22 protein-coding genes and 2 tRNA genes are annotated in these 24,221 nt (G+C 38.0%); 14 read left to right on the top strand and 10 right to left on the bottom strand.

Annotated features, from left to right (window positions below):
- Positions 1-52: 52 nt before the first annotated feature.
- Genes FAZ15_RS20505 through FAZ15_RS20495 form a run of 3 tightly spaced genes read right to left on the bottom strand, consistent with a single transcriptional unit; the run spans position 53 to position 3,290 of the window.
- A complete protein-coding gene (locus tag FAZ15_RS20505) occupies positions 53-1,327 on the bottom strand; it encodes an AI-2E family transporter (protein WP_136903240.1) in 1,275 nt (424 codons plus the stop codon).
- Positions 1,328-1,351: 24 nt separating this feature from the next.
- Entirely contained in the window at positions 1,352-2,527 is a 1,176-nt protein-coding gene (locus FAZ15_RS20500) for an MFS transporter (protein WP_136903239.1), read from the bottom strand.
- Position 2,528: 1 nt separating this feature from the next.
- Entirely contained in the window at positions 2,529-3,290 is a 762-nt protein-coding gene (locus tag FAZ15_RS20495) for a TrmH family RNA methyltransferase (protein ID WP_136903238.1), read from the bottom strand.
- A 5-nt stretch (positions 3,291-3,295) separates the two neighbouring features.
- Between FAZ15_RS20495 and tamL the strand changes: the two genes are divergently transcribed.
- Complete coding sequence (gene tamL, locus FAZ15_RS20490) at positions 3,296-5,644, top strand: translocation and assembly module lipoprotein TamL (protein ID WP_136903237.1); 2,349 nt, start codon at positions 3,296-3,298, stop codon at positions 5,642-5,644.
- Here tamL and FAZ15_RS20485 read toward each other — a convergent pair.
- Complete coding sequence (locus tag FAZ15_RS20485) at positions 5,641-6,168, bottom strand: hypothetical protein (protein WP_136903236.1); 528 nt, start codon at positions 6,166-6,168, stop codon at positions 5,641-5,643. The two genes, tamL and FAZ15_RS20485, sit on opposite strands and share 4 nt — an antisense overlap.
- 154 nt (positions 6,169-6,322) lie before the next feature.
- Here FAZ15_RS20485 and FAZ15_RS20480 point away from each other — a divergent pair, with 154 nt between their 5' ends.
- The 4 genes from FAZ15_RS20480 (at position 6,323) to FAZ15_RS20465 (ending at position 9,702) form a co-directional block, all read left to right on the top strand.
- Positions 6,323-6,583, top strand: a complete 261-nt coding sequence (locus FAZ15_RS20480) for a hypothetical protein (protein WP_136903235.1) — start codon at positions 6,323-6,325, stop codon at positions 6,581-6,583.
- Positions 6,584-6,875: 292 nt separating this feature from the next.
- Positions 6,876-8,570, top strand: a complete 1,695-nt coding sequence (gene asnB, locus FAZ15_RS20475) for an asparagine synthase B (RefSeq protein WP_136903234.1) — start codon at positions 6,876-6,878, stop codon at positions 8,568-8,570.
- A gap of 84 nt (positions 8,571-8,654) precedes the next feature.
- A tRNA-Asn gene (locus tag FAZ15_RS20470) sits at positions 8,655-8,728 on the top strand.
- 56 nt (positions 8,729-8,784) lie between these two features.
- The gene (locus FAZ15_RS20465) at positions 8,785-9,702 is read left to right on the top strand and encodes a PfkB family carbohydrate kinase (RefSeq protein WP_136903233.1); all 918 of its coding nucleotides are present in this window, start codon (positions 8,785-8,787) and stop codon (positions 9,700-9,702) included.
- Between the two features lie 10 nt (positions 9,703-9,712).
- Here the strand turns inward: FAZ15_RS20465 and FAZ15_RS20460 are convergent, their stop codons facing one another.
- The 3 genes from FAZ15_RS20460 to murB all read right to left on the bottom strand — a co-directional run bounded on the left by FAZ15_RS20460 (position 9,713) and on the right by murB (position 11,791).
- Entirely contained in the window at positions 9,713-9,967 is a 255-nt protein-coding gene (locus FAZ15_RS20460) for a cytochrome b5 domain-containing protein (protein WP_136903232.1), read from the bottom strand.
- Between the two features lie 16 nt (positions 9,968-9,983).
- Positions 9,984-10,496, bottom strand: a complete 513-nt coding sequence (locus tag FAZ15_RS20455) for a sigma-70 family RNA polymerase sigma factor (RefSeq protein ID WP_136903231.1) — start codon at positions 10,494-10,496, stop codon at positions 9,984-9,986.
- Positions 10,497-10,780: 284 nt separating this feature from the next.
- The gene (gene murB, locus FAZ15_RS20450) at positions 10,781-11,791 is read right to left on the bottom strand and encodes a UDP-N-acetylmuramate dehydrogenase (RefSeq protein WP_136903230.1); all 1,011 of its coding nucleotides are present in this window, start codon (positions 11,789-11,791) and stop codon (positions 10,781-10,783) included.
- Positions 11,792-11,907: 116 nt separating this feature from the next.
- On the opposite strand from murB, the gene FAZ15_RS20445 reads away from it, so the two are divergent.
- Positions 11,908-12,516: a TetR/AcrR family transcriptional regulator gene (locus tag FAZ15_RS20445; RefSeq protein ID WP_136903229.1), complete on the top strand. Its 609-nt coding sequence runs from the start codon at positions 11,908-11,910 to the stop codon at positions 12,514-12,516.
- Here FAZ15_RS20445 and FAZ15_RS20440 read toward each other — a convergent pair.
- From FAZ15_RS20440 to FAZ15_RS20430, 3 genes are all read right to left on the bottom strand, one after another.
- Positions 12,505-13,482 (bottom strand): YpdA family putative bacillithiol disulfide reductase, encoded by a 978-nt coding sequence (locus tag FAZ15_RS20440; protein WP_136903228.1) that lies wholly within the window; start codon positions 13,480-13,482, stop codon positions 12,505-12,507. The genes FAZ15_RS20445 and FAZ15_RS20440 overlap by 12 nt on opposite strands.
- A complete protein-coding gene (locus tag FAZ15_RS20435) occupies positions 13,466-15,652 on the bottom strand; it encodes an FUSC family protein (protein WP_136903227.1) in 2,187 nt (728 codons plus the stop codon). Before FAZ15_RS20435 ends, FAZ15_RS20440 begins: the two co-directional genes overlap by 17 nt.
- Positions 15,653-16,050: 398 nt before the next feature.
- Positions 16,051-16,464 (bottom strand): organic hydroperoxide resistance protein, encoded by a 414-nt coding sequence (locus tag FAZ15_RS20430; protein WP_136903226.1) that lies wholly within the window; start codon positions 16,462-16,464, stop codon positions 16,051-16,053.
- A gap of 214 nt (positions 16,465-16,678) precedes the next feature.
- Here FAZ15_RS20430 and FAZ15_RS20425 point away from each other — a divergent pair, with 214 nt between their 5' ends.
- From FAZ15_RS20425 to FAZ15_RS20390, 8 genes are all read left to right on the top strand, one after another.
- Positions 16,679-19,255, top strand: coding sequence for a phosphoenolpyruvate carboxylase (locus tag FAZ15_RS20425; RefSeq protein WP_136903225.1), 2,577 nt, complete (start codon positions 16,679-16,681; stop codon positions 19,253-19,255).
- A 93-nt stretch (positions 19,256-19,348) separates the two neighbouring features.
- Entirely contained in the window at positions 19,349-19,969 is a 621-nt protein-coding gene (locus tag FAZ15_RS20420; protein WP_136903224.1) for a hypothetical protein, read from the top strand.
- Between the two features lie 13 nt (positions 19,970-19,982).
- Positions 19,983-21,008 carry a Gfo/Idh/MocA family oxidoreductase gene (locus FAZ15_RS20415; RefSeq protein ID WP_136903223.1) on the top strand — a complete coding sequence of 342 codons (1,026 nt, stop codon included), beginning with the start codon at positions 19,983-19,985 and terminating at the stop codon, positions 21,006-21,008.
- Between the two features lie 101 nt (positions 21,009-21,109).
- Complete coding sequence (locus FAZ15_RS20410; RefSeq protein ID WP_136903222.1) at positions 21,110-21,988, top strand: Ppx/GppA phosphatase family protein; 879 nt, start codon at positions 21,110-21,112, stop codon at positions 21,986-21,988.
- Positions 21,989-22,038: 50 nt separating this feature from the next.
- Positions 22,039-22,122 (top strand) — tRNA-Leu (locus tag FAZ15_RS20405).
- A 311-nt stretch (positions 22,123-22,433) separates the two neighbouring features.
- Positions 22,434-22,613, top strand: coding sequence for a hypothetical protein (locus FAZ15_RS20400; protein WP_136903221.1), 180 nt, complete (start codon positions 22,434-22,436; stop codon positions 22,611-22,613).
- Entirely contained in the window at positions 22,600-23,193 is a 594-nt protein-coding gene (locus FAZ15_RS20395; protein WP_136903220.1) for a (2Fe-2S)-binding protein, read from the top strand. The genes FAZ15_RS20400 and FAZ15_RS20395 overlap by 14 nt, the downstream gene beginning before the upstream one ends.
- A complete protein-coding gene (locus FAZ15_RS20390) occupies positions 23,190-24,167 on the top strand; it encodes an FAD binding domain-containing protein (RefSeq protein WP_136903219.1) in 978 nt (325 codons plus the stop codon). The genes FAZ15_RS20395 and FAZ15_RS20390 overlap by 4 nt, the downstream gene beginning before the upstream one ends.
- Positions 24,168-24,221: the final 54 nt, after the last annotated feature.

Below are 24,221 nucleotides of genomic sequence, written 5' to 3'. Positions count from 1 at the left end.
TGACGAAAATATAAAAAGATGGTGAAAAATAAAAGAGCAAGTAATTGCTCTTTTATTTTTCACCATCTTTTTCGTTACCTGACTCTTCGCTTAAGTTTTCATACGGATTTTGTACCGATTCATTAACTTCTTTATAATTTAACGTCGTTTTTGCGGGCGTAGATTCGGTGTCTACATGTACGTCCAAATGAACTTTCTGTTTATTCCTGGGTTTCCGTACTATTCCCCATTTCATCAACAGTTCCTGTGTGGAATTCGTTTTCAAATGTTCTTTTTCTGGCTCTCCGATTAAAAATCCGATAGCCTGCATACTTGGAATAGCATCGAATAGAACTTTTAAAGTCGCAATAAATGGTAAAGCTAATATTAAACCTGATAAACCGAATAGCATACCACCCAATAAGATACCAATAATAGCCATTAAAGGGTTAATGCTTACCTTACTTCCTACTATATTCGGAGTAATGATGTTGCCCTCTAAAAATTGAACCACTTGAAACCAGGCAATGACACCTATTGCATACCAGGCACTATCTTTTACGGCCAATGCGAATAAAGCAGGAAGAATGGATCCAATAGCAATACCGATATACGGAAGGAGCATCAGCAGGGAGGCCAAAGATCCAAAAAACCATGCGTAGTCAATTCCCATCAACATTAAACCAGCTGTGTTTAAAACGGCTACTATTCCCATTACCGTCACAAGTCCCAATAAATAACTCTGTACTACTTCGTAAATCTTATTTAATACTTCGTTCACCTTACGTTGTGGTGTAGATTTAAATGTTTTGAAGAAAAATTCGCGAAAAAAATCGCGGTAGTAAAGCAAGAAAAAGCTAAAAAGTGGTACTAATACGGTACCGGCTAAGGTGTTGCCTATAGAACCAAAAGTACTTGATAGGAGACTTCCAGTATTTTCCAGTGCCTTGTTGCCCTGCTCCTGAAGTTTGTCCATCATTTGACTGCGTTCTATACCAAATGTTTGTTGAATCCACACCTGCAAACGCTCAAACACAGAAAGAACTTTTTCGGTAATTGCGGATGCATCCTTACTGATAATAATGCTCTGATGAACAATAAACCAGCCAATTGTAGAAATTATGGCAATGGCGACGATAACGGATAGAATCGCGGAAAATGCTTTCCCAAAGCGCAGTCGTTCGAAAAAGCGTGCTAAAGGAAATAATATAATCGATATCAGGATAGAGAATAGCAAGGGCACCAGTACACTTTGCGTTAAATACATCAATGTGATGATAAGCAGTGTCGCTAATAAGCTCGAAGCCAAATCAAGTGAATACGGCCTTTTTGATGAATTATTTTCCATACGATTTAGTTTGTTAAACAACAGTTAAGTTTGTTTTTTGTTTATCAAATCCCAATATAAAATATAAATTACGGAAAATAAAATGACTATTCCATTTCCATACATAATATAAGGAACCCGGGAAATATCGTCGCGATAGATGTAGCCGGCAAACAGTGCTCCTCCGCCGATTCCTATTTCCAAAGCGATATACATGGTCGCCATTGCCTTTCCTCTATATTGCGGTAGTGAAAGATCAATTGTCCAGGCATTTAGTGCGGGCGAAAGGATGCCAGTACCTATTCCATATAGGCAAGCACCGAGAAGGAGACCGTCAATACTATCTCCGAAACCCAATAAGAATAAAGAGACGGATATAATGAGTAACCCCACTAACATGACCTTGATTCTTCCATGACGGTCAGCAACCTTACCTGCAACGAATCGGACACCTATAGATGTTAATGTATATGCGGTAAAAAATAATCCCTTGTTTCCGATACCTAAGTGTTCACTCCAATCAGGAATTAGCGTCAGGATTACACCATAAGCCGAGTACGATAATAATGTTACGATGCCGGCCGGAATTGCTCGTCGCTCAATAATATCGGATCGCGAAATGCGAAGCATATTCCCTGAAAATTTTTGCTTCGGAATCAATGTTTCCTGTATATTCATCACAATCACAATAGAGAGCAAGGCGAATGCTGACGAACAGTAAAACATCGTGTGTATATCAAATGTCTGAGCTACGGCACTTCCTACGGCCGGACCGATTGCACCCCCCAGACTAAAACACAATCCATGCATACCTAAAGCCTCACCCCATCGATTGGATGGAATGATGTCTGCCACATATGCCGATGTTGCGGTGGGTTTAAAACCCGTAGAAAAGCCGTGAATTAATCGTAAAAGAAAAAATCCGGCGACAGAACTTAAAAGCGGATAAAGTAAACTGCAGATTACACAGACAATTGATCCAATTGCCATCACAGGCACTCTTCCCCATTTGTCCGTAAGCCGCCCACTAAAAGGTCTCGATATACCAGCAGTAAGTGTGAAGAGTGCAATGATCAATCCTTTGTGTTCCGCTCCTCCTAAAGAGGTAAGGTAATTTGGAAGTTCGGGAATGATCATGTTAAAACTTGCCGAGAATAACAATGAGCTCAAGCACAGTAAACCAAATTGTAAGGTATATATCGATTCCGGCTTTTCCGACATCTTATTGCTTTTTGGCTAACATGTTTTGTCTCGCTAATTCGGAACAAAATATCGTCGTAGCTACGGCGACATTTAAGGATTCGGCACGACCCATTCTTGGAATGGTTACAGCCTGTTGTATTTTACCAATTATATTTTTTCGAATTCCGTTCCCTTCATTCCCCATAATAATTAACCCTTCGTCTCCGAAGTTCGTTTCGTAAATATTGTTCCCCTCCAGTAAGGCACCGAATGTCGGTAAATTACATTGCGACATGAATTCTTCTATGTCGATATAATAGACTTGTATCCTGGAAAGTGAGCCCATCGTTGCTTGGACTACTTTTGGGTTGTAAATATCTACAGTGCCTGTCGAACATAAAATAGTGCTGATGCCAAACCATTCGGCCGTGCGTATGATGGTGCCTAGATTGCCCGGATCCTGAATGTCATCCAAAACGATACTGTGTTTGCCTTTTAAGGTGCTTACTTCCAGTTGTGCTGTCTGCGGAATTTCTACCAGTGCTAATGCCCCCTGCGGATTTTTAAGGCTGCTTATTTTAGATAGTTCAGCTTCTGTAACTTCTTCACATTTTATATTTTGAGAGATTTTACCCAATTTTGCCCGTATATCGTGTGTAGTGAATATTTTTTGTACATTGTAAGAAGAGTGGACAAATTCTACTACAGATTTGATACCTTCGACCACGAATAAATTGTATTGTGTTCGGAATTTTTTATGTTGCAGTGATGTTATAAAACTGATCTGCGCTTTTGACAGCATATTTAATGACTAAAAATAGAAGCTTTTTAATTTTTACAAGTATAACGCTTTTACTGTTAATTTTTACATCCTGCCGTTCTGCAAAATACTTGGAGGATGATCAAGCTTTAGTAACTGATATAGATTTAAACGGTATTCCCAACGAGTTAAAAGAACAATCCTCTCTCTATATTTCTAACGAAATTAGACCTAACTCTGCGTTGAATTTGACAATTTATAATGTTTTTAATACCCACAATGGGAAATATAAAACAGATAATATACGCCAGGTAGGAGAGGCTCCCCATATTTTAGATTCCTCTTTAGTAGAACTATCTAGTAGTCAGATTCAAAGTTTCCTTAGGACAAAAGGGTATTTCAATGCATCGGTAAATACACAAATAGATATAAACCAAAAAAAGGCACGTCTTGATTTTAATGCAAATCTTGGAAATCCATATCTTTTGGACAAAATAGACTATGAATTTAAGGATACTTCGATACAGCGTATATATATAAATGAGGTATTGCCGACTACCAAAATTAAAATCGGTGAAAAATACGACGCTGCTAAGCTACTGGAGGAACGTGAAAGACTTTACATGGCTATAAAAGACAAAGGTTATTATGACTATGTAAGACAGTATATGCGCGTAGGTGTAGACACCAATGTAAGAGGAGATCGAGTAGATCTCACTATCCAGGTGTTAAATCCGGAAAACGATAAACACCGTATTTATAAAATTAATAATATCTCGCTTTTAATTCGACCTACTTCGGAGGAAATGAATAGAGAAGTAAAGGTATATCACGACAGCAGTTTACATATAGATTTCATGGACGAAACCGGTCATTTCAGGTTGCGTCCGATTGCGCGTTATATGTACCTGCGGGGTGGGCAAACGTATAGTTTAAGTAATGAAAATTTGTCTTATGACCGTTTATATGAAATGAACGGCTTTCGGAGCGTAAAAATTAACTTCGAAAAAATAGATAGTAGCTTGTTAAATGTTAAATACGAATTGATACCGCGTTCGTTGATGGCCAATCAAGTGGAGGGGGAATACACATTCAGCTCCGGGATGAGTGGCTTTAATATCGGAAATACTTTTTCGCATCGAAATGTTTTTGGAGGTGCGGAATTATTGGAAGTAAAATTGCGTTACGGTGTGTTATTCGATCCTCGTTTGGAAGGCAATCTTTCCCAAAAGATTTTTAATAACGATTTTCAAGTAGGTGTCAATTTAGTTATACCCCGGTTATTGTTACCATTCCAGATACGTGGAATCGGGAAATATGGATTGCCTCGCACCACTTTTTCTTCCAGTTTACAGCTATTCAATCAAGATAATACGTATTCTAATCGTTATTTGATCAATACACTGAATTATTCTTGGTGGCAATCATCTACTTTACAGCATAGTTATACTCCTGTCGTGTTGGAATATCGTGTAGGGAAATTCAATGAGACTTTTAAGCAAAATTTACGAAGTGAAGGATATGAGCTATATGTAGAATCCAATGACCGGGAATATTTTGGGTTGGGATCGCAGTATGCGATCACCTGGAATGCGCCCAAGTTGCTTAAACTGGAAGATTTTTCCTATCTGAGAAGTTCACTCGATTTAAGTGGCAATCTATTGGGCTTAGTTAGTCAGGCCTTCAATTTTCGGCGAAACGAAGACAATCAGCGTATTTTGTTTAAAGTCCCTTATCTGCAATATATTAAAGGAGAGGTAGATTACAGGTGGTATAAGCACTTGGAGGGCAATAGGCAATTTGTCCTCCGTTTTAATGGTGGTTTGGCCGTTCCATATGGTAATAATTCCAGACTGCTGATTTTTGAGAAAAGCTTTTTTGCCGGTGGAATGAATGGCATTCGAGCTTGGCAGGCGCGTACGCTAGGTCCCGGTAATTATAATCGCAAGAGTATAGAAGATGAAAATCTTCGACTGAGTCTCCGAAACTTAGATCAGTTGGGAGAGGTGAAATTAGAAACAAATTTAGAATACCGTTTTCGATTGTTAAATAACTTCTTAGGAGCGAAAATGAACGGCGCTACATTCGTCGATATGGGGAACATTTGGCGGCTCCGGGAAGATCGGTTTAATCCGAATGGCCAATTTGAAATCAATAAATTCTTTTCACAGATAGCAATAGGAACGGGGTTCGGTCTACGCTTTGATATGGACTATTTTATCATGCGACTTGATGCTGGGTTAAAAGTAAAGGATCCTCAGTTTGAAGGCAACAATCAATGGGTTATACAGAAATTATTCAATACTAAGGATTTTAAGCGCGAGTATTACAATTCTAACCGTCCGGATCGTTATAATTTTATCCAATATAATTTTGGCGTTGGCTTACCATTTTAGAACAGGTTTTTTATAATTTGCAATGCACTTTCTATAATTTGCGTGAACGCTAAGCCCTTGCTAAAAGATAAGTAGCCAAAAATCAAACCAAGGATTACCAGGGTTAATAGCATTCTTTTGAAAACGTATGCTATTAACAGTAGTAACGCAGGAATGATCAGTAATAATAAACCATTTACTTTGTAAGGTATTAGACTATTATCTTTTTTATAGATAAAATAAAGTCGACCGGTCGAGTTATCGTGGTTTTTATGCTTAAAAAAAACAAACGTTGATCCATCTATTTTTTGGGAAGGTACTGCTACACCTTGATGGAACTGCAAACTATGTTGCAATCCATTCATAGAAAACAGAAATGTACCATCGATACGTTCATCCGCAACCTCTGCCGAATCGACAGCAATAATCGCTATCTTCCCATTTTGTGTTAAATTTTCTTTTATAATAAAATTGTCTATCCGTTGTTCTTGGGCAGCAGAAAGAAAAGGAGTAAGTGCAATTAGAAAATATCGAATGTGTTTCATTTCAAAAATTTACTACAATATTAATGAAAAAAGACAGGACTTCTGAATTGGATATAAAAACGAATTCCGCATAATTGATTTTTTTGCATTAAGTGTTCGTGAATACAAAGCATTTTATCTAAGTTTGTACAATTAATAAAGAAAACGCACTGATATGGAAAATACAGCTATTGAGAGACAACCCAAAAAAACGGATAACAACGCAAATCAAACAAGTTATTATGTATCATTAACCATTGCTATTATTATTGGTTTATTTGGTGTATTCGTGAGATTTGTTCCTGATGTGATCCCTTCGTTGGGTCAATCTACCTTTCTATTTTCGTTAATAGCTAATCTTGCAATTTTGGTGGCGTCGTTTTTAGCTTTTAAAGTTGTTTTCGCTATTTTAGGATTTGGTAGTAAGAAAAACTAATTTAGTTGATGTTCTTCTAAAGAATTTCATATAACATATAGAAAAGAGTAGCGGATTCGCTGCTCTTTTTTTTATCCATTATATTTTGATATACCCACCGCATAGTATAAATGTACCACGTACATTTATAAATAATTTTAATTTGTATGGATTCATTATTTTGGTAATCTTATTTATAATGAAATGTGTTATTTTTTATTAAATTATTAAAGAAAAATAAAAAGCGTTATGAATTTCATTTTTTTATTGCTTCCTTTGTATTATTAAATATTGAACGATAAAAGTTATATGTATGTGCGGAATTATAGGAGCATTCGATTTAAAAGAAGAAGAAGGTAAGATTAGACCTCAAGCCTTAGAGATGTCTAAAAGAATTAGGCATCGTGGGCCAGATTGGTCTGGTATCTTCAGTTCAGAAAAAGCTATTTTAGCCCATGAACGTTTGGCTATTGTAGATCCTAAATCAGGAAGTCAACCGTTATTTAGTCCTGATGGAACAGTTGTTTTAGCTGTAAATGGAGAAATCTATAACCATCAAGAATTAAGAAATTCCCTGCCTAATTATAATTTTGCGACACAATCAGATTCAGAAGTTATACTTGCCCTATATCTAGAAAAAGGTTCTTCATTTGTGGAGGATTTGAACGGTATATTTGGTTTTGCTTTATATGACTCGCGCAATGATTCCTATTTCGTTGCTCGTGACCATATGGGGATTATTCCTCTTTACTATGGTTATGATGAAAAAGGGCAGTTTTTTGTTGCTTCGGAGTTAAAATCATTGGAAGGATTTTGCGCTAGAATAGAACAATTTCCCCCGGGACATTATATATATAGTTTAGAAAGTGCCGAGCCACAAAGATGGTATACCAGAGAATGGGAGTCATATGATAGCGTAAAAGAAAATCAAACGGATATTGCTAAGTTGCGTAAGGCCTTGGAAGATGCCGTGCATCGTCAATTAATGTCGGATGTGCCTTATGGTGTTCTTTTATCAGGGGGGCTAGATTCTTCTGTTATTGCCGCGATTACTAAAAAGTTTGCATCCAAGAGAGTTGAATCTGGTGATGAAGAAGAAGCGTGGTATCCACAGCTGCATTCTTTTGCGGTAGGACTAAAAGGTGCTCCAGACTTAATCGCTGCACAAAAAGCAGCCGATCATATTGGTACCATTCACCACGAAATTAATTTTACCATCCAAGAGGGTTTAGATGCGATTCGTGATGTTATCTATCATTTGGAGACTTATGATGTAACAACGATTCGGGCATCAACACCGATGTATTTATTGGCAAGGGTGATCAAATCTATGGGTATTAAAATGGTTCTTTCGGGAGAGGGGTCCGATGAGCTATTTGGTGGATATTTGTATTTTCATAAAGCGCCAAATGCACAAGAATTCCATGAAGAAACAGTTCGAAAGCTTAAAAAACTATATTTATACGATTGTTTGCGTGCTAACAAGTCTTTGGCAGCATGGGGTGTAGAAGGTCGTGTGCCGTTCTTGGACAAAGAGTTTATGGATGTGGCCATGACAATCAACCCATCGGATAAAATGATAACAGCCGAGAGAATGGAGAAATGGGTCGTTCGAAAAGCATTTGAAGATTATTTGCCAGAAAGTATTGCTTGGCGTCAAAAAGAACAATTTTCGGATGGAGTAGGATACAGTTGGATTGATACCTTGAAAGAGCAAGCAGAAAACAAAGTTACTGATGCTGAATTTGCCGGTGCCGCAGAAAGATTTCCAATTAATCCGCCAAAAAATAAAGAAGAATATCTATACAGGTCTATTTTTGAATCGCATTTTCCTTCGGAAGCCGCTGCGTTGACAGTACCCTCTGTTAAGTCGGTTGCATGTAGTACACCCGAAGCACTGTTGTGGGATGCGTCATTTCAAAACCTTAACGATCCCTCCGGTCGTGCGGTCGCTAGTGTGCACAATGAGAGCTATGGAAAGAAACAAGAAGAAACTGCTGTCAATTAGCGAGGAAAAATGTTTTTTTTCTTTGAATTTTAATTGCGAAGTTTTATCTTTGTAACACTTTAGAAGGAAGTACTTCTAATATGATCCTGAATAGCTCAGCTGGTTAGAGCATCTGACTGTTAATCAGAGGGTCGCTGGTTCGAGCCCAGCTTCAGGAGCTAAAAAAAACCGGCCTAGATGCCGGTTTTTTTATTTACTATATAATATACTACGCATGAGTTTGGTTATAGTTGGTACAGTGGCATTTGATGCAATAGAGACCCCATTCGGTAAAACCGATAAAATCGTAGGTGGTGCAGCTACATTTGCTGGATTGTCTGCATCATATTTATATGACAACGTAAAGTTAGTTAGTGTAATAGGAGAGGATTTTGGGGACAATATAGATATGCTTACACACAAAGGTATTGATGTTGAAGGTGTGGAAGTGATACCTGGAGGAAAGTCATTCTTTTGGTCTGGTAAGTATCATAACGATATGAATAGCCGGGATACGCTAATTACAGAGCTAAATGTGTTGGCAGATTTTGATCCCAAAGTACCAATTTCTTATCAGGACTGTGAATTTTTATTGTTAGGAAACCTTACTCCGCAAGTACAGCAATCTACTTTAGATCGTTTAGAAAAAACACCTAAATTGGTGGTTTTGGATACTATGAACTTTTGGATGGATGTTGCGTTGGACGATTTGAAGTCTGTATTGAAAAAAGTAGATGTACTTACTATTAATGATGCAGAGGCAAGACAACTTGCGGGCGAATATTCGTTAGTAAAAGCAGCTAAAATTATTCAAGATATGGGGCCTAAGTATCTAATTATCAAAAAAGGGGAACACGGCGCTTTGTTGTTTGGAGACGGGCAGGTTTTCTCCGCGCCGGCATTACCTTTAGCCGACGTGTTTGATCCTACAGGAGCAGGAGATACATTTGCCGGAGGTTTTATTGGCTATCTCGCTAAAGTGAAATCCGTAAACTTTAACAATATGAAAAATGCAGTAATCTACGGTTCAGCATTAGCTTCATTCTGCGTAGAGAAATTCGGTACAGAGCGTCTTCAGAATTTGACGCAAGAAGATATCTCTTTGAGACTTAAGCAGTTTATAGCCCTTTCAAAATTTGAGATAAGCGAATAAGCGGCTTATCTCAAATTAGAATTCCAATAATTGAAAATTTTTTAAACACCTCGGCTGAATGAGGTGCATCAGCGAGTTCTTCGGTAAGGTCTTGGCCGGCCCAATGTTCGTAATGCATGCCTTTTTTCCAGAGTCTGCTTTCCGACACATCGTAGATATACCCTTTGTAAGCCACCCAAATCGAAGGCTTATCCTGACCATTCCGAAGCGCTAATTGCGATTGTGTGTATTTTGTGAAGTCTGTATTTTGCTTTTCGGATTCCATTCCGCTAAAATACACCTTAAGCGTGGTATTTATAAGCTGAAAGTGTTTTTTTCATTGCTTTCCGAGCGACATGTATTCTTGTTTTTACAGTTCCGATCGGAATGTTTAGGTGTTCGGAAATTTCGTGGTATTTGAATCCTTCAAAGTACATGGTAAATGGAATGTAATATTCGTCCGAAAGATTAGTTAACGCAGTATTTATATCTTCCATTACAAATTTATCTTCACCTTTGTTTTTGGTGGCCGATACAACCAGGTTAGCCGGCGATATTTCTTCTTCTTTTGTAATAAATGAATTAGTTTTTACAATACGACGATAATTGTTGATGAATGTATTCTTCATTATCGTATACAACCATCCCTTTAAATTCGTTCCCTCCCTAAAATTATTGAAATAGGTTACAGCTTTTAATAGGGTGTCTTGTACAAGATCATTCGCATCGTCATGGTCTTTTGTGAAGTTTTTAGCATACAATTTTAAGGAATCTGAATGCTGGATTACTAAGCTGTTGAATTCTACTCTGTTCATACTAGATTGGATTTAATTCGTTCAACAATATGTAGTTACTTACAAAAAGAGCTGAATATCTAAATGTTCAATAAAGCAATTTTGACGACATCATTTTATAAATAACTACGGTTTCAGTATACATATTTACAAAAGTTATGCTAGAGATTAGGACTAACCTGGATAATTGATATTAATTTTTTGTTAAACGGCAAGAGAATGATTGAAAATTACGCTAACTCTATGTTTAAGGTAGATTTAAATGTTTGCAACATTTAAAATTATCAAGAAATGTGGAAAACTTTTTATAAAACGTTTACTTCCCGTTCCAGTCTAATGCCAAATGTTTTTAGGACATTGTCTATGATTTTGGTCGAAAGGTCATAAATCTCTACACCTGTAGCGTCTTCAATATTGGTCAGTACTAGCGCTTGATTTTTCCAAACGGCGACGTTACCAATTTGTTTACCCTTCCATCCACACTGTTCGATCAACCAGCCTGCTGCAATTTTAACTTGACCGTTTTCCATTGGATAGAAAACGACATTTGGAAAAAGACTTTTTACATCGTCTAATTTAGCCTGCGTTACAATCGGATTTTTAAAAAAGCTTCCGGCGTTTCCTACTGTACTGGGATCAGGTAGTTTTTCAACACGGATGTGTGATACAACTTCCGCAATATCCTTAATGGTAGGTGTGGCAATATTTCTTTTTTTCAATTCTTCTTCAATGGCGCCATAGCTAGTATTCCGTTTGCTATGTAAAAATAGTTTATACGTTACGGCAGTAATGATAAACCTTCCTTTGTATTTGCTTTTAAATATGCTATCTCTATACGTAAATTGGCATTCCGCATTGGTAAAGATAGTGAATTTACCCGTCTTCGTGTCAAAAGCCCTGCAAGAGGAAAAAAAATTCATCAGTTCAGCTCCATAAGCACCGATATTCTGAATAGGAGATGCACCTACTGTACCGGGAATGAGTGCCATGTTTTCTAAACCTGGAAACCCTTGATTGACGCAGTACCATACTAAATCATTCCAGACCTCTCCACCATTCGCTGTGACATATACATAGTTACCTTCGATAAAATGTTGGATTCCTTTGCTGGATATTTTTATAATTGTGCCGTTATAATCCTGTGTGAATAAGACATTACTTCCACCTCCCAAAACAAAAAAATCCTCGTTAAAAACACCATTATCGTATAAAGAATAAAGCTCTTTTTCTTCTTTAATTTCAATGAATTTTTTTGCAAGAGCGTCTACACCAAAAGTATTGAAGGGTTTTAAGGAAATGTTTTGTTCTATATTCACAGTTTGTATTATTTGACTAATTCTTTTAAATATTCAATATAAAATGATAACTTTAATTAATTTATTTGTAAAGATAAGATAAAGAGCAATTTTTGAACAAACTTATTTTACTGATTATGCCTAAAAGTGCTGACGAGAAACGTATTAAAATATTAGAATCTGCGAAAAGACGTTTCGCCCATTATGGAATGTCAAAAACGACAATGGCCGAGATCGCAAAAGATCTTTCTTTTTCAAAAGCTTTATTGTATTACTACTTTCCAGATAAAAATAGTTTGTATTGCGCTGTGTTGGATTATGTAATTACAGAGCAGGAAGAAGATATTTTAGAGGTACTAAAACCTGTGAAGAATACGGAACAGGCTGTAATGATTATATTAGAAAAACGAATGGAGTATATTAAGAAATACTACAATCTTTTTGAGTATACGTTTAATGCGAGTAAAGATGTGCCCGAAGATCTCGGAAAGGTAATAATCTGCTCTTTTGAACAACAACATCTGCAGATAATATCGATTCTCAAAAATGGTGTGAAATGCGGAGAGCTGATCATCGATGATTACGACGAAACGGCCCGTTTACTTTTATTCTCTTTGATGGGCATGCGTATGATTGTAATCAAAGATATCAAGCATTCTTTTTTCCCAACAAAAGAAGAGTTTGATGCAATACTTGAAATGCAGAAAAAAATGGCCAAAATATTTATAAAAGGGTTAAGCGTCTAATTTTTGAGTGATATGGGCAATAATTATCTCAGCATGTATTCTTGAGTTCTCTATAAACCAAAGATGTGTATTTAATCCTCCGCACACCACGCCAGCTAAATACATATTTTTGATGTTTGTTTCCATGGTGTTCGGATCATGATATGGAATGCAGGGCGACTCCTCAGGAATTGTAATACCTAGTTTTTTCAGCAATGCGAAATTGGGTCTGTATCCGGTCAACGCGAGCACAAAATCATTTTTAAGACAAATCCTGTCGGTTGGTGTTTGGATTTCAACCTCCGTCTCGGTGATAGCCGTTAATTTGCTGCTGTAGAACACACTAATTTCTTTCCCCGCTATTCGGTTCTCGATATCCGGTCGTACCCAATACTTGACCCGAGGACTTATTTCAGGGCCGCGAACCACTAAAGTGACCTGTGCTCCCTTACGGTACGTTTCCAATGCTGCGTCGATAGAAGAATTACTGGCGCCAACTACGACGATATGTTGTCCAGCATAGTAATGCGGGTCATTGTAGTAATGTCTTACCTTTGGAAGGTTCTCTCCGGGAATATCGAGCAACGTAGGGATATCGTAGAATCCCGTAGCTACGATAATATGTGCAGCTTCATACGCCGCTTTTGAGGTTTTTACATTGAATCCCCCGGTGTTTTCCTTATCAACAGACAATACCTCTTCAAATAAGTGGATATTTAGCTCAAATGTAGTCTGAATTCGACGGTAATATTCCAACGCTTCAGCTCGCTGTGGCTTAGGACTTGTCGTTACAAACGGTATGTTGCCTATTTCCAGTTTTTCCGATGTGGAAAAGAAAGTCATATTTATAGGGTAATTGTATAATGAATTTACGAGGCAGCCCTTTTCGAAGATCATATATGATAATCCTGCTTTTTTTGCCTCTATCGCACTCGCTAGTCCAATAGGCCCCCCCCCAATAATAATGATGTCAAATCTTTTTTTCATTCGTACTTGATTCTTCTACTGCTTGCACATCTTTAAAGATAATTTCGGCTGTTATTTTTTGTAAATCTGCTGAAATTTTCATCAAAAATTGTAATTGATCTGTAATTAATTTCGCTTCGTCGCTATCAATAGAGATATGTACGATTTTGTCAACGTGGCTAGTAGGAGTGAACGTCTGTGCTTTTTCCAATTCGAGAGATTGGATCGTTTTCTCCAGATTTTGAAGGGTTTTGATCAAAGACTTCAGATGGTCATTGTTGAAATTGATGTTTTCAGCTTCTTTGAGCTGTGTTAATAATGTGGCCGAATATGAAGAAAATATATGATTCAAAATTACGAATCTATTTACTTCTTTCGTGATTTGTTGTCTCCATTTAGGTTCCGTTAAAAGACGTTGAAATGTAGAACCCATATTTGCAGATGCAATATAAACCTCTTTGCGCGCTAATTTATAATCTATGACAGGTAAGGGTTTTCCGGATAGCAGCTTCAATGCCTGCGCTAAATAATGGTAATTTGCAGCTAAAAGGCTTTTTATGTTTGATTTTATTTGAAAACTCTCCCAGTTTGGAAATACGATATAGCTTGATAAAAACGCGATGGTTCCACCCAGAAATGTATCTAAAATTCGTTCTTGCGCGATTTCAAAAGTATTCATTCCTGTAAAACTCGACATAATGAGTACGTAAGGGGTCATAAAAATAACCGCCATAATATAGTTTATTCGGAATAAACTATAGGCTATGAGAAAGAAAAAAATGAGCAAAACAAACCGAATGGATAAATCTTCTATTGTAATTAAAATGATCGCACCGATAATACCGCCTATAACAGTCCCGCCCAACCGCTGAAGATTGCGTTCTTTTGTCAGGCCAAAACCGGGTTTGAGAATCACAAGAATGGTTAACAAAATCCAGTAAGTGCCGAAATTTGAATACTCAAACAAATTTAAAATTAAATAAGTTGAAGAAAGTACAACGCCCATTCGAAGTGCATGTCTAAAAATGCTGGATTCGATACTGATGTTATCTTTGAAATTCTGCCAATTGATTAAATCTGTTTTTATAAATTTTTTCGTATCTATTGTGTCTTCGTCCTGAACTTCAATAACTTTAAATTGGCTATAATGGTAAATGGTGCGTACTTGTTGCGATATTTTACGGATATTAATTAATATTTTTTTGAGTGGAATAGAATTTATTTTTTCTTCTTCGTCTACTTTCTCGATAGCATACCTGATTTTTTCAATCTCCTTATCAAAATCATAGACAGACGTGGGGGTTTTGTTCGCGTTGATTTTGTATGCTAAATTATCTAACTCGTGCGTTACTTTGTACAGCAAGTTCTTAATCTGTTCTAATATCCCCGTTTCCCCATAATTGTTACGAATAGTTTCATAATCATAATGAGTAGTCATACTCTGCTCAAATAAATCGACAATATCTGCAAAGATCAACGTCAGGTATCTTCCCTCTTTGGTTGTATCTTTTATTGATCTTTTACTTTGAAATAAAATGTCTCTTACATTTTCCTGATGTATATTGACGATAACCTGTTTGTCAATTAATTTGAGGTAGTTGTTGTCTAAATTCTGTTTGATGTCGTAAAAATTAGCCTTGAGGCGAATGTAATCTGCAACATGTAAAATTGTTTCCGATAACTCCTGCTGTGCTAGCCTGTATGGTCTCGCCTGCGTAATAGACATACTTATGATCATATACCAGCATGCACCGATTATAAAATACAGAAGATAGGTAAGTTCTTCCTTGAAGGTGTATATATCGTCTACATTGATAAGCATGACCAATATACACATGGTTCCGACTGTAGCTGCTCTCGCATTAAAAACGGCAAACATGGAAAAGACAAAAGACAATATGCCAATTGCAAGTGTCATTGCAATTAAGGAACTATTAAGTAAAGCAGTGATAAAGACCGTAAGAATGCATAAGACGGTGCAATAGAACATGCCTATTCTACGGTGTGTCGGAGCTCCTGGTGTATCGGATAATCCCACGATCAATGCCCCTAGGGAAATCAATGTACCTGTAATAAATTCACCTATTAAGGCGCAAATCATTATAGGAACAATACTTCCAAGTGTGATGCGTAAGCCATCTGCAAAATATTGACTATAAAAAAAACTGCTAAATTCTTCTGTCCTCTTCATCCGTTAAATTAAATTCAGAAACCATATGTCGGACAATTCTCTTATCTCAGCTAAACCTCCGAGAGCTCATGAACGCAAATTCAATACTTTAAAGTCCGCGATAAATTATATTCCACTATGTAACAAAAAATAATTTAAAACACGAATGGTTCACGTTATTTCGTTATGCAAAGATAGCACAAAACCTTCAGGGTAGATACAAATTACGTCACTGCGAGGAGGTACGACGTGGCAGTCTTAAAACATAGATTGCCACGTCGTCGTTTCTCCTCCTCGATGACGATAAAAACACATCAGAACCTTATTACAGGCAACGGGCTAGTGAAAAGCAGACACTTTCAGAAAAGAAGATGTGAAAATCGAAATATAAAAAAAGATAAAAGCAGTTAACCTTCCGGTCAAACTGCTTTTAGAGATGTGTCAATATTTCCTTTAGTGGCTTTTGAATAGGGGCATACGCGATGAGCCTTTTCAATTAAAGCTTGCGTTTGGGCTTTATCTAAAGAAGGTACATAAGCTTCTAGCTCTGCGGAAAGAAACGCACTGTTACCTTCCGAGTTGAAAGAAATTCGCACAGTTACCTGAGTATCTTTCAGGTCTACGTTGTCTTTTTCGCTAACAGCTCCCATCGCTCCGAGAAAGCACGACGACCATGCGGCGGCAAATAACTGTTCCGGGTTAGTCGCTCCGCCCTTTCCGCCCATAGATTCTGGTTTTCTCACCGCGAAGTCTAAAACGCCATCAGATGACTTGATAACGCCATCTCTTCCGCCAATCGCGGTTACTTCTGCTGTATATAGTTTCTCGCTCATTATTTTTTGTTTAATTTATTTTTTAGCATGTATATTTATTAAACAATTCGAAGGAGAATTTGTTTATTTTATACTTTTTTAAAAAAAATTAATTTTAATTGTAATTTTTGTAAAAAATTAATGATTTTAATATAAATTACATATATTTGAAGGGCTGCCATCGTATGGTAGATTTGAATACGCCCAAGCCTTATAGTTATAATTAAAGTAAGTAATGAAATTACATCAAAAAAAAGCGACTTTCGAAAATGAGGTGCTTACACGATTCGATCTGTTCAAGAGTTTGTTCTTGACACTTCCTTTTCAACGTGTAAAACATACAGGAACACTTTTACCCTTTTTTACGACACATTGCGAAAAAGGAGTCGAAGAGCATCTGCCTCCTGAAGATATTATCGACAGTTTCTTTGGCCAGTATGAGCAGTATGTTCAAGAAGAAGATCGTCTTGATCTACTCTTTCGGATCGTACAATATGTAGAACGTCAAGTTGTACTCTTCGATGCGGTTGAAGATTCGGCGTATCAAGTTATCGGTAAAGGAGATGAAATAGGAGGATTGAATTCATTGTTTAAGCTTACCCAGGATGATGATAAATTGAAAAAGCAAATCGTCGAGAAATTGAAAGATTTCTCTGTCCGGCTGGTACTTACCGCACATCCTACACAGTTTTATCCGGGGCCTGTATTGGGGATCATAAATGATCTGATTGAAGCAATAAAGCTTAATGATATTTCCAATATCCATTTACTACTTCAGCAGCTAGGTAAGACCCCGTTTATAAACAAGCAACAACCCACGCCGGTCGATGAGGCCATCAGTTTAGCTTGGTATCTGGAGAATGTTTTTTATAAAGTAGCTTCTGGTATACAGGCGAAAATTGACGATGCCCTGGAGCTGCCTGCCGAAGAAGTTAAACAACTGATTGAATTGGGATTTTGGCCCGGAGGGGATCGGGATGGTAATCCAAATGTTACGGCAGAAAGCACAAAAACGGTTGCTGCGCTCTTGCGTACTATTCTTTTTAGGTGTTATTATCGTGATTTTCGTCAGGTTAAAAGACGGATTACCTTCCGGGGAGTAGAGGGATATTTAGATAATCTTCAGAACCTTTTCTATGAAAATAGCTTTAATCCGGTAGACAATCCGGAGGACGATACGGCAAAGATTTTAGAAAACCTAAATGCGATAAAAGATGTCTTGAATGCACGGCATGATGGATTATTTGTTGGGTTAGTGGAAGATTTGATTCGTAAAGTTAATACGTTTGGGTGCTATTTTACCACATTGGATATTCGTCAGGATAGTAGTATCTTGCGTAATACTATAAGTTACCTAGTTGAAAAATACGACGATACAAAGTTGAAGAGTTCGGATCTAACGTCTTCGGAAGAAGACAAGCAAAAAGCATTTCAATTCAATGAGTTAACCTTAGATTATGCGGATGATGCGGATAGCTTAGTACAGGACACCGTCAATGTAATTCGTCTATTGAAAGACATTCAGAAATCAGGTAGCGAACGTGCCGCACAGCGTTTTATCATCTCCAACTGCCAACAGGCATCGGATATCTTAGGATTAATGCAGTTGTTTTTATGGGAAGGATGGAAAAGGGATGAGCTCTGCATTGATTTTGTTCCTTTGTTTGAAACCGTGGATGACCTTTCCCGTGCTGCAGACGTGATGAAGTCATTGTATACAAATAAGGAATATGCCAAGCATCTGAAGCTGAGAGGCAATAAGCAGACCATTATGCTTGGGTTCTCAGACAGTACGAAAGATGGGGGATATTTGATGGCGAACTGGTCAATATATAGGGCAAAGATAGAACTAACTGCGATTGCCCGTGAGTACGATGTCGATTTGGTTTTCTTTGATGGCAGGGGAGGACCACCAGCAAGAGGTGGTGGGAAAACGCAACGTTTTTATGCTTCAATGGGATCTGAAATTGAAAATAAACACATTCAATTAACTATTCAAGGACAGACGATAAGTAGTCAATATGGCTCATTGGATACTGCTCAATCCAATATAGAACAATTATTACATGCCGGCTTGGTGTCCGAGTTAAGACAGAACGCATCCGATACCCTGACATCGAAACAAAAGGAAGTTATTGATGGTATGGCGGCAGAAAGCCACCGGAAATTTTTAGCATTGCGGCATCATCCACAATTTTTATCTTACCTCGAAACACTGAGTCCGTTAAAGTCGTTAGCTTCGATTAATATCAGTAGTAGACCAGTAAAACGAAACTCCAATCGAGAGTTGCGCTTGGAAGATTTACGTGCTATTTCATTCGTGACTTCGTGGAGCCAACTTAAACAAAATATCCCTGGTTTCTTCGGCGTTGGAACAGCCTTGCAGTGGGCCGAAGAAAATAATTTATGGTCTTATGTCAAGAACCTCTACGAAAGTTCCGGCTTCTTTAATACACTTATCGATAATTGTATGATGTCGATGACAAAATCAAATTTTCATATCACTTCGTATATGAAAGATGATCCGACATTTGGCACATTTTGGAGTTTGCTTCATGATGAGTATCAAAATACAAAGAAATACCTTTTGAAGTTGAGCAATTCTGAAATTTTGATGCAAAATTATCCTGTAGAAAGAGCCTCGATTTTGGAAAGGGAAAAAATCGTTTTGCCTTTGTTAATTATTCAGCATTATGCCATCCGCACGTTAGAAAGGGATAAGAAAATAAGCGAAGAGAAACAGGATGTTTATAAAAAACTTATTGGAAGAACAATTTTTGGGGTGGTAAATGCCGGACGAAACCTAGCATAATTTAAGATCATTTAATTTGAGAATTATATTAGATATTTTATATTTTTGTTGCACGAAAGATAGAATATCTAAGGGACTTACAAAATTATACAGATGAAATTCAATACATTATTTGTTGCAGCAGTTTGTGCAAGTACACTGTTAAACTCATGTGCTCAAAAGACTGCTGAGGAAAGACAGTTAAAATATACACATACTTCATTGGTGGATGGAGACGCCTATGCATTTTTCCAAATCGTAGGTGAACATGTTGCGACAGGATTAGTGCACGCAGATCAGATACAGAACGATGGAGATGTGAAAGCAAAAGAACTAGGGGCCAAACTGAAAGACTTCTATACACAATTAGATCCCGAATTGGATAGTATCGCTACCGCTTTTCATGTTGATTATCCAATTAAAGGTGTGGCAGCGACCCATTCTTCGGACGAAGGCGTAACTGCTCATGCAGCAGCGGCAGCTCCTTCTACGCCAGATACTACGGTTCACTCTGCTACAGTTACTGTTGAGCAGGAAGCACAACATGCGCATGAACCGGTTAGCGATTACGTAAGCCATACACAACACGAATTGGCAACGCTGAAAACACAATTCGAAAGATTAACACGTAATACAAATAAAGACCTACAAAAATTCGCAAAAAAACACCTAGCGGCTATTTCGGATTTGTATGCACAAGCCGGAGGCAAAGAAGATGCCCACGCACATCATTAAGCACAACTAGGATATGGTGGTACAACCAATCGTAACAGGTATATTGTCGTATGGAATGTCCGGAAGGGTATTCCATGCGCCGTTTGTAGAAAATAGTAACTTTTTTGAGTTCAAGGCGGTGGTTGAGCGTTCGAAAAAGAACGCACAATTAGATTATCCCCATGTCATCAGTTATGATAGTATCGACGAGTTATTAAACGATGCCGACATTGAGCTAGTTATTGTTAACACGCCGAATGATACGCATTTTGATTTTGCAAAGAGAGCGCTTCTCTCGGGAAAGCATGTGTTGATCGAAAAACCATTTTCGCCCACTGTAGCCGAAGCACAGGAACTCTTTGAAATAGGCAAAGAAACCGACCGTTGCGTTCTTCCATTTCACAACAGACGCTTTGATTCTGATTTTAAATCTCTAAAATATATCCTGGATAAAAATTTAGTAGGCAAACCCATTGAATTGCATTTGCGTTTTGATCGATTCAAGCCTGAAATTGGGCCTAAGATTTTTAAGGAGACTCCTCGTCCCGCTAGCGGAGTTCTTTATGATCTTGGTTCTCATTTGTTGGATCAGGTTATTTCTTTATTTGGCAGTCCAAAATCTGCAACTAAAATTCTATCGCAAAATAGACCAAACACCAAGGTAGACGACTACGCTTCGTTGATTTTGAACTATCAAGATGGTTTGAATGTATTTATCACAACTAGCCTGTTAGTCGCAAATCCTCAAAAAAGTTTTGTTTTACATGGAGCGAACGGTACGTTTATTAAAGACCGTACTGATGTGCAGGAGGCTCAACTTCAGTTTGGAATGAGTCCGCTAGACTCATCTTATGGCATCGAACATGAAGGTCAGGAAGGGTTGTTAACGGTTATTTTGGATGATGTAGCTGAAGAAATAGAGGTTTCGGCGGAGAAGGGGAATTATATGCACCTATTTGATGCGGTTTACCAGACCATTCGTTTGCGTGAACCTTATTTCGTCACGGCCGAGCAAATTCTTTGTCAGCTTGAAATTTTAGCTCCTGCAAAAAAGAAGTAAATTTCTTATTAACTTAACGTTATTTTAATACAGAAAGCACTGTTATTGGTTGAATTATCAGTAGCTTTATTTCGTTATACATTATTTATTAAAATATTTTTGTGAGATACGCAGCTATAGATATTGGTTCCAATGCAGTCAGGTTACTAATTGCAGATATTCTAGAAAAACAAGACGAGATTACCTATTCCAAAAATACCCTTTTACGTGTTCCACTTCGTTTGGGTGACGATGCATTTATAGAAAAGCATATTTCAGAAACCAAGTTTCAGGATATGGTGAAAACGATGTCGGCATTTCGCCATTTAATGGATGTCTATAAAGTTACGGACTATATGGCCTGTGCCACTTCGGCGATGCGAGATGCAGACAATGGACAGGAGGTCGTGGAAGCCTGTAAGAACATCGGAGTGGATATTCAGATTATAGATGGGGGCGTAGAAGCTCAGATTATCTATAATTCGCATTTAAGTGATAAAATGGATAAAAACAAGGTATATCTATATATTGATGTCGGCGGAGGGAGTACAGAGATTTCTCTTTTTGCTAATGCCAAACTGGTCGACTCTTGTTCGTTCAATCTGGGTACTATTCGTATCTTGGACAATCAAGATAAGCCCGAGACATGGGATGAAATGCGCAGATGGGTAAGAGAAATAACAAAAGGGTATAAAAATATCTATGGAATAGGTACTGGTGGTAATATTAACAAGCTATCGCGATTGGCAAATGAAAATGCGGACAAGCCTATTTCTTATGCTAAGCTTAAAGCATTATACGATTATTTGATTTCTTTCTCGATGAAAGACCGTATTCACGAATTAGGTTTAAAGTCTGATCGTGCCGACGTAATTATTCCGGCTTCGGAGATTTTCCTGACCATTATGAAGGTAGGGCATCTTAAAAATATCGTTGCACCACGGGTGGGATTGGCAGACGGAATTATCCAGACATTGATTGATAAAAACAACAATAAATAGCAGAAAAACAATTGTAAGTTTCCAAAAAAAGTATATTTTTGCGTGAGCAAGCCCAGGTGGCGAAATTGGTAGACGCACCATCTTGAGGGGGTGGCGCCTGAATAGGCGTGGCAGTTCGAATCTGCTCCTGGGCACAACAGAAAAACCTTTGCATATGCAAAGGTTTTTCTGTTTTAACACAAGCTGAAATCGTCCATCTCATTTGCGATATCGCCATCCTGCTAAATTGTTCTGTTTAGCAATCCTGTCTTGGGCAAGTGAATAGAGTATAATCTACCTGTTTCGTAACTTTTATTTTTTATCTTAACAAAATTACGTATTCTGCTATAACAATAACGGCAGATGTATCGTAATCAGTAATATTGGTAGTAATTTCAGTAATCCGTATACCATAGAAGCGTGAGGGTATCACGTACTTTGTATATCAAGAAAAAAGGGAATACAGTTGAAAGCATTAAAAGCAGGTGATGAGAGGGAGCGTTTTTACTTTTTCAGAATGCAGCAAAAACGTAGTAAAAAACCTTTATGCCTTTTTAGTTGTTTCTATGGTAAGCATATTATTGATAGATTGGCTATAAGTCAATATGATACGAGTGAAAATAAATCCGATTATGGCAAAGAATGAAAAATTAAGTAGACGATTTTTTTTAAAAACAACCGGAGTATTGACTTTATTGGCCGCAATTCCCGCTTCCTTAAAGTCTGCTTATAAACAGGTCAAAGACTTTATCGTTATACAAAAGAAGACCGCTCCCTTAACCATCTCTGTAAATAAAAAGGCTTACACATTAGATTCGGATACACGGACCACCTTGCTGGATTTATTACGGGAGAATTTAGCCTTAACCGGTACTAAGAAAGGTTGCGACCATGGCCAATGCGGAGCGTGCACCGTACATGTGGATGGCGAACGTGTCTTAAGCTGCCTTACCTTATCGGCGATGGTTAGCGGAAAAGAGGTAACTACAATAGAAGGAATTGCCAATGACGGCCAATTACACCCCATGCAAGAGGCTTTTATCGTCTGCGATGGTTTTCAATGTGGTTATTGCACACCAGGTCAAATTATGTCTGCCATAGCCTGTATCAAAGAAGGGCATGCCAATTCAGTTACTGAAATCAAGGAACATATGAGTGGTAATCTGTGCCGATGCGGAGCGTATAATGGAATTGTCGAATCTATTCAAAAAGTTGCTACATCATGAAACCATTTAATTTAATAAAAACTAAAGATCCTAAGGATGCGGTGTCACAAAAAAAGGAACAGGTTCAATACATTGCCGGGGGCACCAATCTGGTTGATCTGATGAAAAAAAACATTCAGTTGCCCGATACGTTACTCGATATTACCGATGCTTTAAGTCGTCAGGTGGATAACCAAGGTAGGGCCATTCAAATAGGCGCGATGACACGCAATGCGACGGTGGCTACAAATGTTATGATTTTGCGGGACTTTCCTTTAATCGCAAAGGCAGTACTCGCAGGAGCGTCTCCGCAGATTCGAAACATGGCTTCTACGGCAGGAAATCTTCTGCAACGTACGCGGTGCCCCTACTTTTACGATGTCACGACTGCTTGTAATAAGCGTAAACCTGGTTCGGGATGTAGTGCCTACGATGGACACAATAGAATGAGCGCGGTGGTCGGGTATAGTGCAGATTGTGTGGCGGTACATCCGTCAGATTTATGCGTAGGATTGGTAGCGTTGAATGCAAAAGTGCATATTACTGGTAAGGACCAAAAAGAATCCGTCATTCCTTTTCAAGAGTTCCATCGTTTACCCGGTAACACACCACATCTGGATAACAATCTTCCTGAACATGCCTTGATCACTTCCATTGAAGTACCTGAAAATCTTTTTGGTAAAAATTGTGCCTATCTCAAGATTCGGGATCGCGATTCCTATGCTTTTGCCTTAGTTTCGGTAGCGGCGGCATTACATTTGGATGGCGACCGGATTATTGAAGCACGCTTAGCCTCCGGAGGAGTGGCACATAAGCCTTGGCGCTGGCTTCAAGCAGAACAGTTTTTGAAAGGTAAAAGAGCGACAGCTTCAACCTTCGGCGAAGCAGCTAAACTTGTAGTTAAAGATTTAAAACCATTGACGCACAATGGTTTTAAAATAGATATGTTGAGAGGAGCTGTCGAGACGGCTCTCGGGCAATGCTTACTTGATTAATGGGTATAAATAAGCATGCTCCTTGCTAATCTAAGGGCATCGGGTTTGCTATAA

The organism is Sphingobacterium olei, assembly GCF_005048855.1.
Lineage (GTDB): Bacteria > Bacteroidota > Bacteroidia > Sphingobacteriales > Sphingobacteriaceae > Sphingobacterium > Sphingobacterium olei.
This window is presented reverse-complemented; position numbering and strand designations above follow the sequence as displayed.